At 70.8% G+C, this 15,152-nt stretch carries 16 protein-coding genes; 8 read left to right on the forward strand and 8 right to left on the reverse strand.

The features are described from left to right. Positions 1-179: 179 nt before the first annotated feature. The 3 genes from MK786_RS12640 to MK786_RS12650 are packed head-to-tail and all read right to left on the reverse strand — an operon-like array spanning position 180 to position 2,784. Complete coding sequence (locus MK786_RS12640; RefSeq protein ID WP_241112596.1) at positions 180-1,100, reverse strand: NAD(P)-dependent oxidoreductase; 921 nt, start codon at positions 1,098-1,100, stop codon at positions 180-182. After that, positions 1,097-1,882, reverse strand: coding sequence for a MaoC/PaaZ C-terminal domain-containing protein (locus MK786_RS12645; RefSeq protein WP_241112597.1), 786 nt, complete (start codon positions 1,880-1,882; stop codon positions 1,097-1,099). The genes MK786_RS12640 and MK786_RS12645 overlap by 4 nt, the downstream gene beginning before the upstream one ends. Beyond that, a complete protein-coding gene (locus MK786_RS12650) occupies positions 1,879-2,784 on the reverse strand; it encodes an SDR family oxidoreductase (protein WP_241112598.1) in 906 nt (301 codons plus the stop codon). Before MK786_RS12650 ends, MK786_RS12645 begins: the two co-directional genes overlap by 4 nt. Positions 2,785-2,908: 124 nt before the next feature. Between MK786_RS12650 and MK786_RS12655 the strand changes: the two genes are divergently transcribed. The 4 genes from MK786_RS12655 to MK786_RS12670 are packed head-to-tail and all read left to right on the forward strand — an operon-like array spanning position 2,909 to position 6,334. Beyond that, positions 2,909-3,667: an enoyl-CoA hydratase family protein gene (locus tag MK786_RS12655; RefSeq protein ID WP_241112599.1), complete on the forward strand. Its 759-nt coding sequence runs from the start codon at positions 2,909-2,911 to the stop codon at positions 3,665-3,667. Continuing rightward, on the forward strand, positions 3,664-4,524 hold the full coding sequence (locus MK786_RS12660) for a CoA transferase subunit A (RefSeq protein WP_241112600.1): 861 nt from the start codon (positions 3,664-3,666) through the stop codon (positions 4,522-4,524). Before MK786_RS12655 ends, MK786_RS12660 begins: the two co-directional genes overlap by 4 nt. Next, positions 4,521-5,267, forward strand: a complete 747-nt coding sequence (locus MK786_RS12665; protein ID WP_241112601.1) for a CoA-transferase — start codon at positions 4,521-4,523, stop codon at positions 5,265-5,267. Before MK786_RS12660 ends, MK786_RS12665 begins: the two co-directional genes overlap by 4 nt. Beyond that, on the forward strand, positions 5,264-6,334 hold the full coding sequence (locus tag MK786_RS12670) for a nitronate monooxygenase family protein (RefSeq protein ID WP_241112602.1): 1,071 nt from the start codon (positions 5,264-5,266) through the stop codon (positions 6,332-6,334). The genes MK786_RS12665 and MK786_RS12670 overlap by 4 nt, the downstream gene beginning before the upstream one ends. A 62-nt stretch (positions 6,335-6,396) precedes the next feature. On the opposite strand, the gene MK786_RS12675 is transcribed toward MK786_RS12670, so the two are convergent. The 3 genes from MK786_RS12675 to MK786_RS12685 are packed head-to-tail and all read right to left on the reverse strand — an operon-like array spanning position 6,397 to position 9,510. Continuing rightward, complete coding sequence (locus tag MK786_RS12675; RefSeq protein WP_241112603.1) at positions 6,397-7,548, reverse strand: acetyl-CoA C-acetyltransferase; 1,152 nt, start codon at positions 7,546-7,548, stop codon at positions 6,397-6,399. 10 nt (positions 7,549-7,558) lie between these two features. Then, positions 7,559-8,344: an SDR family oxidoreductase gene (locus MK786_RS12680; protein WP_241112604.1), complete on the reverse strand. Its 786-nt coding sequence runs from the start codon at positions 8,342-8,344 to the stop codon at positions 7,559-7,561. Then, complete coding sequence (locus MK786_RS12685; protein ID WP_241112605.1) at positions 8,341-9,510, reverse strand: acyl-CoA dehydrogenase family protein; 1,170 nt, start codon at positions 9,508-9,510, stop codon at positions 8,341-8,343. Before MK786_RS12685 ends, MK786_RS12680 begins: the two co-directional genes overlap by 4 nt. Positions 9,511-9,606: 96 nt before the next feature. Between MK786_RS12685 and MK786_RS12690 the strand changes: the two genes are divergently transcribed. From MK786_RS12690 to MK786_RS12705, 4 genes are read left to right on the forward strand one after another with little or no spacing between them, the layout of a single operon-like run. Beyond that, entirely contained in the window at positions 9,607-10,452 is an 846-nt protein-coding gene (locus tag MK786_RS12690; protein WP_241112606.1) for an enoyl-CoA hydratase, read from the forward strand. Further along, positions 10,449-11,615, forward strand: coding sequence for an acyl-CoA dehydrogenase family protein (locus MK786_RS12695; protein ID WP_241112607.1), 1,167 nt, complete (start codon positions 10,449-10,451; stop codon positions 11,613-11,615). Before MK786_RS12690 ends, MK786_RS12695 begins: the two co-directional genes overlap by 4 nt. Further along, the gene (locus MK786_RS12700) at positions 11,615-12,577 is read left to right on the forward strand and encodes an acyl-CoA dehydrogenase family protein (RefSeq protein ID WP_241112608.1); all 963 of its coding nucleotides are present in this window, start codon (positions 11,615-11,617) and stop codon (positions 12,575-12,577) included. The genes MK786_RS12695 and MK786_RS12700 overlap by 1 nt, the downstream gene beginning before the upstream one ends. 32 nt (positions 12,578-12,609) lie before the next feature. Then, positions 12,610-13,716, forward strand: coding sequence for an acyl-CoA dehydrogenase family protein (locus MK786_RS12705; RefSeq protein WP_241112609.1), 1,107 nt, complete (start codon positions 12,610-12,612; stop codon positions 13,714-13,716). A gap of 55 nt (positions 13,717-13,771) precedes the next feature. Here MK786_RS12705 and MK786_RS12710 read toward each other — a convergent pair whose 3' ends face one another. Further along, positions 13,772-14,380 carry a transferase hexapeptide repeat family protein gene (locus MK786_RS12710; protein WP_241112610.1) on the reverse strand — a complete coding sequence of 203 codons (609 nt, stop codon included), beginning with the start codon at positions 14,378-14,380 and terminating at the stop codon, positions 13,772-13,774. Position 14,381: 1 nt separating this feature from the next. Then, a complete protein-coding gene (locus tag MK786_RS12715; RefSeq protein ID WP_241112611.1) occupies positions 14,382-15,128 on the reverse strand; it encodes an SDR family NAD(P)-dependent oxidoreductase in 747 nt (248 codons plus the stop codon). Positions 15,129-15,152: the final 24 nt, after the last annotated feature.

The following is a 15,152-nucleotide window of genomic DNA, read 5'->3' on the forward strand; positions in this document are numbered from 1 at the left end:
GGATGCCGCGCCGCAGCGCGCCGGCAGAAGCGCGTTCCTGCGCAACCGCTTGCACCCGGGCACGCCCGCAGGGGTATGCGCGACGAGACACGTCTTCGGCGACGAGACGACGTCCTGCAAGTGCGGTCTCGTCGCAGATTCATTGGTTCGCGCGCCGCGCGAGGATGTCGCCCGGGAGGTCAGCGAGGGGCGTCGCCGAGGATCTCGGCCAGCGCGCGACGGACGTCGCGGCGGTCGAATCGGAGCACGTCCACCACATCCGGTCCCGGCTCGTACGCGATGGTCGCGCCGCGACCCTGCACGATGAACCGGTCGGGCTGCAGCGGGTGCTCGGCATCCTGCACCCCGATACGGTTCGAGCCGCCGCTGACGTCGACGATCAGCTGGAAGTACTCGCGGTAGCTCAGCGACTCGTCGCCGACGAGATAGGCCCGGCCAGGCTCGCCGCGGTCAAGGGCTCCGGCGACGGCCTGCGCGAGCGATCGCACCGACATGTAGCCGGTGCCGCCCGGAGGAGCCCACGCCGCGGGTCGCTCGCCTTCGCCGCGCAGCGACTCGGCCATGCGGGCGAACCGGCGCCTCGCGCGCTCAGTGGCCGCGCCCACGATCGAGGGCGGGTTGAGGGTGATCGCGGCGAAGGACTCCGACGTGAGGGCGCGGGTGCGCTCGTCAGCATCCCGTCGCGCCGCCACGTAGGCGATCCTGTCCGCGAACGACGGGTCGTACTGGTGGTAGTAGCTGCCGATCTGCACGAACCGGGCGACGCCGGCATCCCGGGCCCGTTCGGCGAGAGCAGGGACGCCCCGCCGCTGCACGCGGTCCCAGAAAGCTCCGTCTTCGTCGGATGCCTCGACATGCCGGATGTCCTGTCCAGCTGCCATCACGACCTCGTCCACGCTGCGCAACTCCGCCGTCGACAGGCCGCCGTCCGCGTAGTCGCCGACCAGCCGCGGCAAACCCGCGATGGATGCCGGGTCGTCCGGCCGGGCGCCGTGACGACCGGCGACGACGACGTCTCTGCCGCGCGCGACGAGTTCGGCAACCACCTGGCTTCCGATCAGACCGCTGCCGCCGACGACGAGCGTGGTGCGCCTCGTCATGAGAACAGCGCGACGCCACCGTCGATCACGACGTCCTCGCCGTGCAGGACGGCGAACCCGCCTTCGTCGCCCCACGTCTCGATCTCGAGGAGGTCGCCGGGGACCACCGGGCCCGAGAAACGACCGCTGAGCCGCGTGAGGTCTGCGGGGTGCGCACCCCGGGCGGCGGCGATGGGGAGCGTCGCCGCGGCGAGCGTGCACAGCCCCTGCAGGATCGGCACGGGCTGGCCGATGCGGGCCGAGGCCTCCGGGTCGATGTGGATGTGGTGGCGGTCCCCGGTGAGCCGGTAGAGCGCAGCCTGAGTGGGGAAGGTCTGCAGGGGAACGCGCCGGATGTCGGCACGCGGAGGCGCCGCGGGGCGCGAGGGTCCGCGCTCGCCGCCGAAGCCGCCCGCGCCGGGCGCGAAGATCGACCACGTTGCGGTGAACTCGTCGCACTCGATGATGACCTCGAAGACGGCGGCGGAGCCCTTGTCCCACACGTTGCCGACCCGCGCCGACAGTCGCAGCTCGCCTGCTCGCGGGAGAGGCTTCGCGACCTCCAGCTCTTGCGATCCATGCACGGACCGGTTGTCGAAGACGCCCTCCCTCGCGAGGATGTCCGGCGCCCACTGCGCGAGCGTGAGCCCGAAGGTGGGCAGCACCCGCAGGCGGTCCTCGAACACGAGGTCGAGCCGGTCGGCGGGCGCGCCGACAGCGAGCGCGTAGAGGATGGCGTCGGCCTCGGTGTACGAGACGACGCGCTCCCCGAGCGTGCGCCCGATCCAGTCCGTGACGGTCATGCGCCGTACACCGGCTCGGGGGTGACCCCCGCGGCGAGCAGACGCTGGACGACGGGCCCGAGCTCGGCCGCCTCCCAGCGCCTTCCCGCGTCCTCGACCGGACCGTGGCGCCAGCCCTCCTGTATGCAGAGGCGACCGCCCTCGATCTCGAAGACGCGGCCGGTCACGCCGGCAGACTCGGGGCTGGCGAGCCATGCGACAACGGGTGAGATGTTCGCGGGGTCCATGCGGTCGAACCCGTCCTCCGGAGCCGCCATCGCCTCGGCGAAGGGGCCCTCGGTCATGCGCGTGCGGGCCGAGGGGGCGAGCGCGTTGACCGTGACGCCGTAGCGCGCGAGCTCGGCCGCCGCTACGAGCGTGAGCGACGCGATGCCGCCCTTGGCCGTGGAGTACGCCGCCTGCCCGATGCTGCCCTGCAGACCTGCCCCCGACGACGTGTTGACGACGCGCGCATCGCGCGTGCGCCCTTCCTTGGCCTCGGTGCGCCAATAGGCGGCGGCGTGGCGGAGAGGCGCGAAGTGGCCGGTCAGATGCACTCGCAGCACAGCCTCCCACTCGTCGAGCGTCGCGTTGACGAGCATGCGGTCGCGGACGAAGCCGGCGTTGTTCACCAGGATGTCGAGACCGTCGAACGTCTCGATAGCCTGGCGCACCATGGCACCAGCCTCCTCGAAGTCCGCGACGTCGGCGCCGTTCGCGACGGCCTCGCCGCCGGCAGCGATGATCTCGTCGGCGACGTCCTGTGCGGGCCCGGTGCCCGTACCGTTGCCGTCGAGCGTCGTACCCAGGTCATTGACGACGACCTTGGCGCCCTGCCGCGCCAATTCCAGCGCGTGCTCGCGACCGATGCCCCGCCCTGCTCCGGTGACGATCGCGACACGGCCGCTGCAGATTCCCGCCATGGGCACTCCTCCTCGAGTCAGATGACGTGACAACTCTACCAAGCAAACGCTAGGCCGATATGCTCGCCTATAGTAACCAAGCAAATGCTAGGGTAAACAACAAGTGCTAGGTCGAGGGAGACTAATGAGCATCACAGCTTCGATGGCCCGCCGCGGCGTGCGCGTCATCACCATGGACTATCCCCCCGTCAACGCCCTTCCCGTCGCCGGCTGGCGCGGCGTGGCGGACGAGATGCGCGCAGCCACTGCTGACCCCGACACGCGCGTGGTCGTCCTCCGCGCGGAGGGCCGCGGCTTCAACGCGGGCGTCGACATCAAGGAGATGCAGGCGACAGACGGCTTCGCCGCGCTCGTCGGCGCGAACCGCGGCTGCTTCGAGGCGTTCAAGGCCATCTACGAATGCGCAGTTCCCGTGATCTCCGCGGTGAACGGATTCTGCCTCGGCGGCGGCGTGGGCCTCGTGGGCAACAGCGATGTCATCGTCGCCTCGGACGACGCGTACTTCGGCGTCCCCGAGGTCGACCGCGGCGCCCTGGGTGCGGCGACGCACCTCGGCCGCCTCGTTCCGCAGCACATGCTGCGCGGCATGTACTACACGAGCCGCACGGTCACAGCGCAGCAGCTCCACACGCTCGGCACCGTGCACAGCGTGGTCCCGCGCGCCGAGCTCGATGAGGCCGCGCTCGCCCTCGCAGACGAGATCGCCGCGAAGGACCCGCGCGTGATCCGCGCGGCGAAGGAGGCCCTCAACGGCATCGATCCGATCGACGTCAACCGCAGCTACCGCTTCGAGCAGGGTTTCACATTCGAGCTGAACCTCTTGGGCGTGGCCGACGAGCACCGGGACGAGTTCGTCGCGACGGGCAGCAACCTGACCACATGAGCGGCAAGCTGATCGAAGCGGACGGGATCGACCGGTTCCTCCGAGACGGCATGACGATCGGCATCGGCGGCTGGGGCTCACGACGCAAGCCCATGGCGCTCGTTCGCGGTCTCGTACGATCGGGTGTTCGCGACCTGACCGTCGTCTCGTTCGGCGGTCCCGATGTGGGGATGCTGTGCGCGACCGGCCAGGCGCGGCACATCGTCCATGGCTTCGTGTCTCTCGACTCGATCGCCCTCGATCCGCACTTCGCCGCCGCCCGACAGAGCGGCGCGGTGACCCAGACCGAGCTCGACGAGAACATGCTCGTCGCGGGCCTGCGCGCGGCCGCCCGGCGCCTGCCGTTCGAGGCGACGCGCTCGGGCCTCGGCTCCGATGCCCTCCTGCGCAACCCGGGCATCAAGACGGTCCGCTCGCCTTATGACGACAGCGAGGAGCTCGTCGCGATGCCGGCCATCCCGCTCGATCTCGCCCTGGTCCACCTGGACCGGGCGGATCCGAACGGCGCGGCCCAGTGCCTCGGTCCGGACCCGTACTTCGACGATCTCTTCGCCCGCGCGGCGACCCACACTATTCTCAGCGTCGACGAGGTCGTCGCCACGCGCGCGCTGCAGGACGAGCATCCGTCATCATTCGTGCTCAACCGCAGCGAGGTGACCGCGGTCGTGGAGGCGCCGGGCGGCGCGCATTTCACGGCTGCCCTCCCGCACCACCCGCGTGACGAGTCCCTGCAGCGGCTCTACGCGCAGAGTGCGTCGAGCCCCGAGGATTGGACGCGATTCCGGGAGTCGTTCGTCGACGTGGACGAGGCGACCTACCGGCGCAACGTGACGACTTTCGCGGAGAAGGCGACATGAGCGACGTGGCCCGGGCGGACATCGCGGTCGCGGCCTGCAGCGACCTGTTCCGCGGGGACGGCGAGATCCTCGCGAGCCCCACCGGCACGATCGCCGCGATCGGCGCACGTCTCGCCCGCCTGACGCATGCCCCGCAGCTGCTCCTCAGCGACAGCGAGGCGACGCTGTATGCCGACACCCCCGCGATCGACGAGCCCTTCCGGGTTCCGGAGGGCGCCCTTCCCTACCGCGAGCTCTTCGAGCTGATCGCCGCAGGCCGGCGCCACGTCGTCATGGGCGCCGCGCAGCTCGACCGCCACGGCAACCAGAACCTGTCGGCCATCGGACCGCGCGACCGGCCCGTGCGACAGCTGCTCGGCGCACGCGCCGCGGCGACCAACACCGTCAACCACACGACGAGCTACTGGATCGCCCGGCATGCCCGCCGGACGTTCGTCGAGAGCGTCGACGTGGTCACCGGAGTCGGCTCCGACCGCGCGGCGGCGACCGGGCGCTCGGAGCTCGTCCGCCGCATCGTGACCGACCTCGCGGTCCTCGATCTGTCCGGGCCGGGCGGCACGCTCGCCCTCGTCAGCGTCCATCCGGGCGTCGAGGTCGGGGACGTCGTGGCGGCCACCGGCTGCGCCCTGCACATCCCCGAGCGGCTCGAGCGCACCCGCATCCCGGACGAGGCGGAGCTGCGCCTCATCCGGGAGCGGCTCGATCCCCGCGAACTCCGATTCCGAGAGGTCCCCCCGTCATGACGACACCCCAGCGCATCCGCACGGCGCTCACCGAGCTCACCGGCGTCGACCACCCCATCGTCCAGACCGGGATGGGGTGGGTGGCCGGCCCCCGACTCGTCTCCGCTACGGCGAATGCCGGCGCCCTGGGCATCCTCGCCTCGGCGACGATGACCTACGACGAGCTCGCCCAGGCGGTCCGTGAGACCAAGGAGCGCACCGATCGCCCCTTCGGCGTCAATCTGCGCGCCGACGCGGGCGACGCCGCGGAGCGCGCAGATCTTCTCATCCGCGAGGGCGTGAAGGTCGCGTCCTTCGCACTGGCTCCCAAGCGCGAGCTCATCGAGAAACTCAAGGATGCGGGGCTCGTCGTCGTCCCGTCCATCGGCGCCGTCCGCCATGCCGAGAAGGTCGCGGCGTGGGGCGCCGACGCCGTCGTCGTCCAGGGGGGCGAGGGCGGCGGCCACACCGGCGCCGTGCCCACCTCGCTCCTCCTGCCCTCCGTCGTGCAGGCCGTTGACATCCCGGTCGTCGCCGCGGGCGGCTTCTTCGACGGGAGCGGCCTTGCCGCCGCCCTCGCGTACGGCGCGGTCGGCATCGGAATGGGAACGCGCTTCCTCCTGACCAGCGACAGCGCGGTGCCCGACGCGATCAAGCAGCAGTACCTGCAGTTCGGCCTGGACGGCACCGTCGTGACGACCAAGGCCGACGGCATGCCGCACCGACTGCTGCGCACCGACTTCGTGAACGCGGTGGATGCCGGCGGCTCGCTGCGGCAGCTGCCTGCGACGATGCGGCGCTCGCTGGAGTTCAAGAAGATGAGCGGCCTGTCGTGGCCGGCGCTCGTCAAGGACGCACTGTCGATGAAGAAGGCCTCGGGTCGGTCGTGGTCGCAGATGGTGCTCGCCGCGAACACGCCGATGCTGCTCAAGGCGGGCCTCGTCGACGGCGACACGTCGGCGGGCATGCTCGCCGCAGGCCAGGTCGTCGGACTCATCGACGACCTGCCGTCGTGCGAGGAGCTCGTCGACCGCATCATCGCTCAGGCCGTCGGGCAGATCACGGCGACCGCCGCGACGCTCGTCTGACCCGACGCGGAAGGGCGGCCCCCGCAGATCGGTCGCCGCCCTTCGCTTGTCCTCCGACGAGGTCAGAGCCTCTCGATGATGGTGACGTTGGCCACGCCGCCGCCCTCGCACATTGTCTGCAGGCCGAAGCGGCCGCCGGTGCGCTCCAGCTCGTGGAGCAGCGTCGTCATCAGACGCGTTCCGGTCGCGCCGATCGGGTGCCCGAGCGCGATGCCGCCGCCATTGACGTTGACGCGGTCGTGCGTGGCGCCGGTCTCCTTCATCCAGGCGAGCACGACGGAGGCGAACGCCTCGTTCACCTCGAACAAGTCGATGTCGTCCACCGTGAGCCCGGCCTTCTCCAGGGCATGGAGCGTGGCGGGTATGGGCGCCGTCAGCATCCAGATCGGATCGTCGGCGCGGACGGAGATGTGGTGGATGCGCGCCCGCGGGGTGAGCCCGTGCTCGGCGACGGCGCGCTCGCTCGCTACGAGTACCGCGCTGGAGGCGTCGGAGATCTGCGACGCGACGCCGGCGTGGATGCGGCCGCCCTCGACGAGCGTGGGAAGCCCCGCCATCTTCTCGAGCGAGGTGTCGCGGCGCGGGCCCTCGTCGTGCGAGAGGCCGGCGATCGGCGCGATCTCGCGGTCGAAGCGGCCCTCGTCGGCGGCGCGGATCGCACGCTGGTGGCTCTCGAAGGCGAACTCCTCCATCTGCTCGCGCGAGACGTTCCAGTGCTCGGCGATCATCTCGGCGGCGCGGAACTGCGACACCTCCTGGTCGCCGAAGCGCTTCACCCAGCCCTCCGACTCCGCGAACGGCGTCGTGAAGCCGAACTGCTCGCCGACGACCATGGCCGACGAGATCGGGATGGCCGACATGTTCTGCACACCGCCCGCGATCACGAGCTCCTGCGTGCCGCTCATGACCGCCTGCGCCGCGAAGTGCACGGCCTGCTGACTCGATCCGCACTGGCGGTCGATCGTGACGCCGGGGACATGCAGGGGGTACCCCGCCGCGAGCCACGCGCTGCGGGCGATGTTGCCGGCCTGCGAGCCGATCGTGTCGGTGCAGCCGAGGATGACGTCATCGACCACGCCCGGGTCGATGCCGACGCGGTCGACGAGCGCCGTGATAGCGTGCGCGCCGAGGTCTGCCGAGTGGATGCCGGCCAGCGAGCCGCGACGCTTTCCGACTGGGCTGCGGACGGCATCGACGATGTATGCGGTGCTCATGACGGACCTCTCAGGCGTGCTGGCTGCTGACGGCGACGACCTCGCCGGTCATGTAGGACGAGTACTCGCTGGAGAGGAAGACCATGACGTTGGCGACCTCCCAGGGTTCGGCGGCGCGGCCGAAGGCCTCGCGCGAGGTGAGCTCCTCGAGCTTCTCGGGGGTCGTGACCTTGGCGAGGAACGGGTGCATGGCCAGACTGGGCGAGACCGCGTTGACCCGGATGCCGTGTGCCGCAAGGTCCTTGGCGGCCGAGCGAGTCAGCGCCATGACGCCCGCCTTGGCAGCGGCGTAGTGCGCTTGACCCTCCTGCGCACGCCAGCCGATGACCGAGGCGTTGTTGACCATGACGCCTCTGGTTCCCGATTCCACCCACCGGCGACCCGCGGCACGGATGCAGCGGAACGTTCCGGTCAGGGTGATGTCGAGCACCTTCGACCACTGCTCGTCGGTCATGTCGAGGATCGACACCTCACCGCCGAGCCCGGCGTTGTTGATCATGACGTCGAAGCCGTCCGCGGCATCCAGGAGCCGCCCGATCTGCTCCTCGACGGTGACGTCGCAGACGACCGCGCTCACCCGATCCTCGCCGAAGCGCTCGGCGAGCTCGGCGCGGGAGGCCTCGAGGCGGCCCTCGTGCGTGTCGCCGATGACGACGAGCTCGGCACCCTCCTCGAGGCAGCGCAGGGCCACGGCGGAGCCGATGCCGGCCCCCGCGGCCGCGGTGATGACAACGCGGCGGCCGGCCAGCAGACCGTGAGGGGGCACATAGTCGGGTGCGGGAAGTGAGACGGTCATGCGCGGGGCTCCTTGGGAAGGCCGAGCACGCGCTCGGCGATGACGTTTCGCTGGATCTCATCGGATCCGCCGTAGATGGTGTCGGCGCGACTGAACAGGAACAGGGTCTGCTGGTCATCCAGCTCGTACGGCGGCTCGGCGACCGTGAGCCCGGTGCCGCCGCGGACCGCCATGGCGAGCTCGCCGAGGCCCCGGTGCCACTGCGCCCACAGCAGCTTGGCGACCGAGGCATCCGCTCCCTGCTCACCGCCCAGCGTGCGCAGCGCATGCTGGCGCAGCACCTCCAGGCCGATCTCGGCGCGGACGATCCGGTCGCAGATGAGCGGGTCCTCGATGGAGCCGAGCTCGCGCGCCGTCTGGACGACGTCATCGAGCTCGCGGCGGAATGCGATCTGCTGCGCGAGCGTCGAGACGCCGCGCTCGAACCCGAGCGTGGCCATGGCGACGCGCCAGCCGCCGCCCACCTCGCCGACGACGAGGTCGGCCTCGGTGGCGGCATCCGTGAAGAAGACCTCGTTGAACTCGCTGGTGTGGGTGAGCTGCAGGATCGGGCGAACCTCGACTCCCGGCTGGTCCATCGGCACGAGGAGGTACGAGAGTCCGTCATGCTTGCGCGCTCCGTCGCCGGTGCGCGCCACGACGAAGCACCACTGCGCCTGCTGCGCGAGCGAGGTCCACACCTTCTGGCCGTTGATGACCCAGCGGCCCTCGGCGAGCTCGGCGCGGGTGGAGACGTTCGCCAGGTCGCTGCCCGCCCCGGGCTCGGAGTACCCCTGACACCACAGCTCGGTGACGTTGCGGATGCCGGGAAGGAACCGCGCTTGCTGTTCAGGCGTGCCGAGCGCGATGAGGGTCGGGCCCAGCAGCTCCTCGCCGAGGTGGTTCACGCGGGCCGGCGCGTCCGCGCGGGCGTACTCCTCATGGAAGATCACCTGCTGCCGGAGGCTCAGGCCGCGGCCGCCGTGCTCCACGGGCCAGCCGACGCACGTCCACCCCTCGGCGGCGAGGTGCCGGTTCCATTCGAGTCGCTCCTCGAAGGCCTCGTGCTCACGGCCGGAGCCGCCCAGCCCTCGGAGCTCGGCGAAGCGCCCGGTCAGATTGCTCTCCAGCCACGTCCGGATCTCGTTCCGGAACGCCGCATCCTCGGGCGTGTCCACTGCAGCCACGCGCACCTCCTGTCGGGCCGTCCTTGGTCTTCGACTCATGCGTAGCCTATGCTAGCAACCAAGCACTTGGTTGGTCGAGTTCAGAGAGGAGCTGCGATGGACGAAGAGGTCGTCACATACGAGGTGCGCGGTCCGGTCGCGATCATCAGGCTCAACCGCCCGGAGTATCGCAATGCGCAGAACTCCAAAGTTACCTACGCCCTGGATGCGGCGTTCACCCGCGCCGTGGAGGACGACGAAGTCAAGGCGATCGTGCTCGGTGGCAACGGCAAGCACTTCTGCGCCGGCCACGACATCGGCACGCCGGGCCGCGACATCGACCAGAGCTTCGAGCGCAAGGCCGTCATCTGGTGGGATCACGTCGGGGCCTCCGGCGTCGACTCCCGCTTCGCCCGCGAGTCCGAGGTGTACATGGGCATGTGCCGGCGGTGGCGCGAGATCCCGAAGCCGCTCATCGCGATGGTCCAGGGCGCATGCATCGCGGGGGGCCTCATGCTCGCATGGTCGTGCGACTTCATCGTCGCCTCCGACGACGCCTTCTTCTCCGACCCGGTGGTGCAGATGGGCATCCCCGGCGTCGAGTTCTTCTCGCACCCGTGGGTGATGAACCCGCGCGCCGCCAAGGAGTTCCTCTATACGGGAGACCGGATGCCGGCTCAGCGCGCCTACGAGCTGGGCATGGTCAACCACGTCTTCGCGCGCGATGAGCTCGAGGAGCGCACGCTCGAGATCGCCGAGCGCATCGCGAAGATGCCGCGGCTGGGGCTGGCGCTCACGAAGAAGGCCGTCAACCAGTGCGAGGACCTCATGGGCCTGCGCGCGGGCATGGATTCCGTCTTCGGGCTGCACCACGCCGCGCATGCGCACAACGCCGAAGTGCAGGGCGACTCGCTCGGCAAGGTGGACGTCAAGGCGATCAAGCAGCAGGCGGCCGAGGCATGAACCTCGACCTGACCCCCGAGCAGGAGGCGTTCCGCGACGAGGCGCGCGCCTGGCTCGCCGAGAACGTGCCGTCCACCCCGCTGCCGTCGATGGACTCCGCGGAGGGTTTCGCCGCCCACCGTGAGTGGGAGGCCACCCTCGCGTCCGGGCGCTGGTCCGTCGTGTCCTGGCCCGAGGAGTTCGGCGGCCGCGACGTGGGCATCGTCGAATGGGTGCTGTTCGAGGAGGAGTACTACCGCGCCGGCGCCCCGACCCGCGTGGCCCAGAACGGCATCTCGCTCCTCGCCCCGATCCTCTTCGAGCACGGTACACGTCAGCAGCACGAGCGCTACCTCAAGGACATGTCCGACGGCAGCCTCATCTGGGCGCAGGCGTGGAGCGAACCCGGCGCCGGCAGCGACCTCGCCGCGATCCGCAGCACCGCGACGCGCGACGACGTTCGCGGCGGCTGGCTGCTGAACGGACAGAAGACGTGGAGCTCGCGCGCGGTGTGGGCCGACCGAGGGTTCGGCCTGTTCCGCTCCGACCCCGAGGCGGAGCGCCACCGTGGCCTCACGTACTTCCTCTTCCCGCTTGACGCCGAGGGCCTCACCGTCCGCCCGATCGAGCAGCTCGACGGCGACACCGGCTTCGCGGAACTCTTCTTCGACGACGTCTTCGTACCCGACGAGGATGTCCTGGGCACCCCCGGTGACGGCTGGCGCGTGGCCATGAGCACCGCCGGCAACGAGCGCGGCCTCTCGCTGCGATCGCCCGGGCGCTTCCTCGCTGCCGGCGACCGTCTGGTCTCGCTATGGAACGACCGCGGCGGCAGCGCCGCCGCGCGCGATGCCGTCGTGGACGCCTGGATCGGCGCAGAGGCGTACCGTCTGTTCACGTGGGCGACCGTCAGCACGCTGCTGGAGGGGGGCCAGGTGGGCGCCGAGGGTTCGCTGAACAAGGTCTTCTGGTCGCAGCTCGACCTCGACATCCAGCGCACCGGCGTACGGCTGCTCGGACCGCTGGGCGAGGTGCGCGACGAGCGCGGTGTCGACGGCGGCCGCTGGGCGGACGACCTGCTCTTCGCCATGGCGGGACCCATCTACGCCGGCACCAACGAGATCCAGCGCAACATCATTGCGGAGCGCATTCTCGGGCTCCCGCGCGAAGGAAGGCGGGCCTGATGCGTTTCCTCCTGACCGACGAGCAGCTCGCACTCGCCGAGGCCATCGACGACATCGTCGGGGCGCACGGAGGACCGGCCGTGGCCCGCGCATGGGCCGCCGGAGACACCGCCCCGGGACGCGCGCTGTGGGACCAGCTGGCCGAGACCGGTCTCATGGGGCTGCGGATCGGCGAGTCCGAGGGCGGCTTCGACGGGTCCGCCTCCGACACCGTCGTCGTGTTCGAGCGCCTCGGCTGGCACGGCGTTCCCGGTCCTCTGCTGGAGACGATCGTGCTCGCGCCGGTGCTCGTCGACGAGCAGACTCGGGGCGCCATCGCGTCCGGTGAGGTCATCGCCTCGGCGACCGTCGAGCCCGGAACGCCGTTCGCGCTGGACGCCGACATCGCGACCCACCTGTTCGTGATCGCCGACGGCGCCGTGTCGCCGGCGCGCATCGACGGCTCCGTCCGCTCCCTCGACGCCGCCCGGCGTCTGTTCGCCCTGATCCCGGAGGGCGAGGGCCATGCCGTCGACGAGGAGGCGCTGCGCCGCGCCGTCGACGAGACGACGCTCGCCTGCGCTTCAGTGCTGCTCGGAGCGGGCGAGCGCCTGCTCACCGAGGCCGTGTCGTACGCGAAGATCCGCCACCAGTTCGGCCGGCCCATCGGCGAGTACCAGGCGGTCAAGCACCAGCTGGCCGACGTCCGCGTCGCCCTGAGCTTCGCCCGGCCGCTCGTGCAGAACGCGGCGCTCACGATCGACACCCCGGACCGCGGACGAGATGTGTCGGTCGCGAAGATCACTGCCTCTGACGCCGCGACCGCGGCCGCCCGCGCCGCGCTCCAGGTGCACGGCGCCGTGGGTTACACCGCCGAGGCGGATCTCGGCATCTGGCTCACCCGCGTGCAGGCGCTGTCGGCCGCGTGGGGCGGCACGGACATGCATCGCGAGCGCGTCGCGGGCGCCATCCTCGCCCGCTGATCGTTCCCGGCCGACGCCGAAGGAAGGAAGACATGGACACCGAGCTCACCGAGGAGCAGGCGGAGCTCGCCGACGCTGTGCGCACTCTCCTGGAGCGCCGCGCCGGCTCGGCGGCCGTCCGCAGCGTGATGGCGGATCCCGCGGGCGACACGCAGCTGTGGCAGACGCTCGCCGAAGAGGTCGGCATCGCCGCCATCGCGGTGCCCGAGGAGTACGGCGGGTTCGGGGCGACGGTCTTCGAGTCGCACCTCGTCCTCGAGCAGCTGGGCGAAGCGCTCGCCGTGGTCCCCGCCCTGGGATCGGGCGTTCTGGCGACGCAGGCGATCCTGGCCGGCGCAGATGAGGACGCGCGTATCAGGCTGCTCCCCTCGCTCGCCTCCGGCGAGCGGACCGGAGCGCTCGCATGGGCGGATTCCCGCGGCCGGTGGTCACCCGAGACGGTCGACGTCACGGCATCCCTCACCGGCGACGACTGGACGCTCGACGGCGAGGCGCCCCTCGTCCTCGACGGAGCTAACGCCGACGTCGTCATCGTGATCGCGCGGACCCCGTCGGGACCCGGCCTGTTCGAGGTCGCCGACCCCGCGTCCCTCGATCGGGTCGGCACGCCGGCGGTGGACCCCACGCTCCGACTCTCGACGCTGCGGTTCTCGACCGCCGCCGCCCGTCCGCTGTCGATGGGTGACGCAGCGGCGATCGACCGCATCCGCGTGTGCGCGCTCGTCGCGATCTCGGCTTTGCAGACCGGCGCCGCCGCCCGCGGACTCTCGATGACACTCACCTACGCGGGGCAGCGCACGCAGTTCGGCCGCCCCATCGGGTCGTTCCAGGCGCTGAAGCACCGCCTGGCCGACATGCACGTCCAGCTGGAGTCGGCTCGCTCCATCTCCCGCGCCGCCGCGCGCGCCCTGGCCGTCGACGACCCGGACGCCGCGCGCCTGGCCGGCATGGCCAAGGCCTGGTGCGGCGACGCCCTGGACCTCATCGCCAGCGAGACGATCCAGCTCCACGGCGGCATCGGCATCACCTGGGAGCACGACGCGCAGCTGGTCTTCAAGCGCGCGCACGCGCTCTCGCAGCTGTTCGGCCAGGCATCCGATCAGCGCGCTCAGCTGGCGACGGCGCTGGGCCTGGCCTGACGCGTCGCCTAAGTGGTCACCGGCCGACGCAGGGGAGGGCCGGCGGCCACCAACCTCAGCGCGTGCGGTGCTCGCGCAGCGGGACCGAGACGTCCTTACCGGTGCTCACGCGCGGCCGGTCGGGCTTGATCTCGGCGAGCGGCTCCGCTCGGCGCAGGGTGGCAAGGCTGCGCTCGGCGAGCTGCTGGTAGACGACGACGCCGTTGCGCTTCCACGCGATGGTCTCGTCGTCGAGCTGCTTGACGACCTTCGCGGGACTTCCGAGCGCCATCGCGCCGGCGGGGATCTCGGTCTCAGCGGTCACCACAGCGCCCGCGCCGATCAGCGCGTCCGCGCCGATCCGCGCGCCGTCGAGGATCACGGCCCGGATGCCGATGAGAGCGTACGAGCCGATCGTGCACCCGTGCAGCACGGCGCCGTGGCCGACATGGCTGTTCGGCTCCAGCACGGCGTCGGCGCCCGGGAACGCATGGATCGTGCACGAGTCCTGCACGTTGGATCCGTCGCCGATCACGATGCGGCCGAAGTCGCCGCGCAGGCTCGCGAACGGCCCGATGTAGCACCCGGCCCCGACGATCACGTCGCCGATGAGGCTCGCCGACTCGTGCACGAAAGCCGTGGGGTGCACGACAGGCACGACGCCGTCGATCTCGTAGCAGCTCATGTCAGCAGACGGCTCCGCCGTCGATGACGAAGTCCTGACCCGTGCAGTAGCTGCTCGCTTCGCTCGCGAGGAAGGCCACGAGCCGCGAGACCTCCTCGGGCCGTCCGGCGCGCGGGATCGGAATGGTCGAGATGAAGCCCGTACCCGCGCGTGTCTCCTCGCTGATCATCACGGTGTCGACCGCGCCGGGGCAGATCGCGTTGACCCGGATGCCGTAGCGACCGAGCTCCTTGGCCGCCGATCGGGTCGCGCCGCGAAGTCCGAACTTGGACGCGCTGTACGCGATGCGGTCGGCGTACCCCGCCAGGCCCGCGGTCGACGAGATGTTGACGATGGACCCGCCGCGCTCTTTCATGGCGGGCAGCACCGCCTGCATGCCGAGGATCGCGCCGACGAGGTTGATGTCGATGACGCGATGCAGGATCTCGGGGGTCGTGTCCTCGAGGCTAAGGACGGGGCAGAACCCGGCATTGTTCACCAGCACGTCCACGCGGCCGAAGCGCTCGACGGCCGCAGCGACCACCCGGGCCCAGTCCGCGGGCGACGAGACGTCGTGGCCCAGCCCGATCGCGTCCGGCCCGCACGCGACCGCGGCACTCGACGCCCCCTCGGCGTCGATGTCCGTGACAACGACCTTCCCGCCGAGGCGCGTCAACAGCTCGGCGTGGGCACGCCCCTGTCCGCCCGCGGCGCCGGTGATGAGCACGACAGCGTCGTCGAGCTGGATGATCGGATCCGTTCCGTTCATGGTTCCTCCGAGATAGATTGTTCT

Origin of the sequence: Microbacterium sp. CFH 31415 (assembly GCF_022538185.1) — a bacterium.
GTDB lineage: Bacteria > Actinomycetota > Actinomycetes > Actinomycetales > Microbacteriaceae > Microbacterium.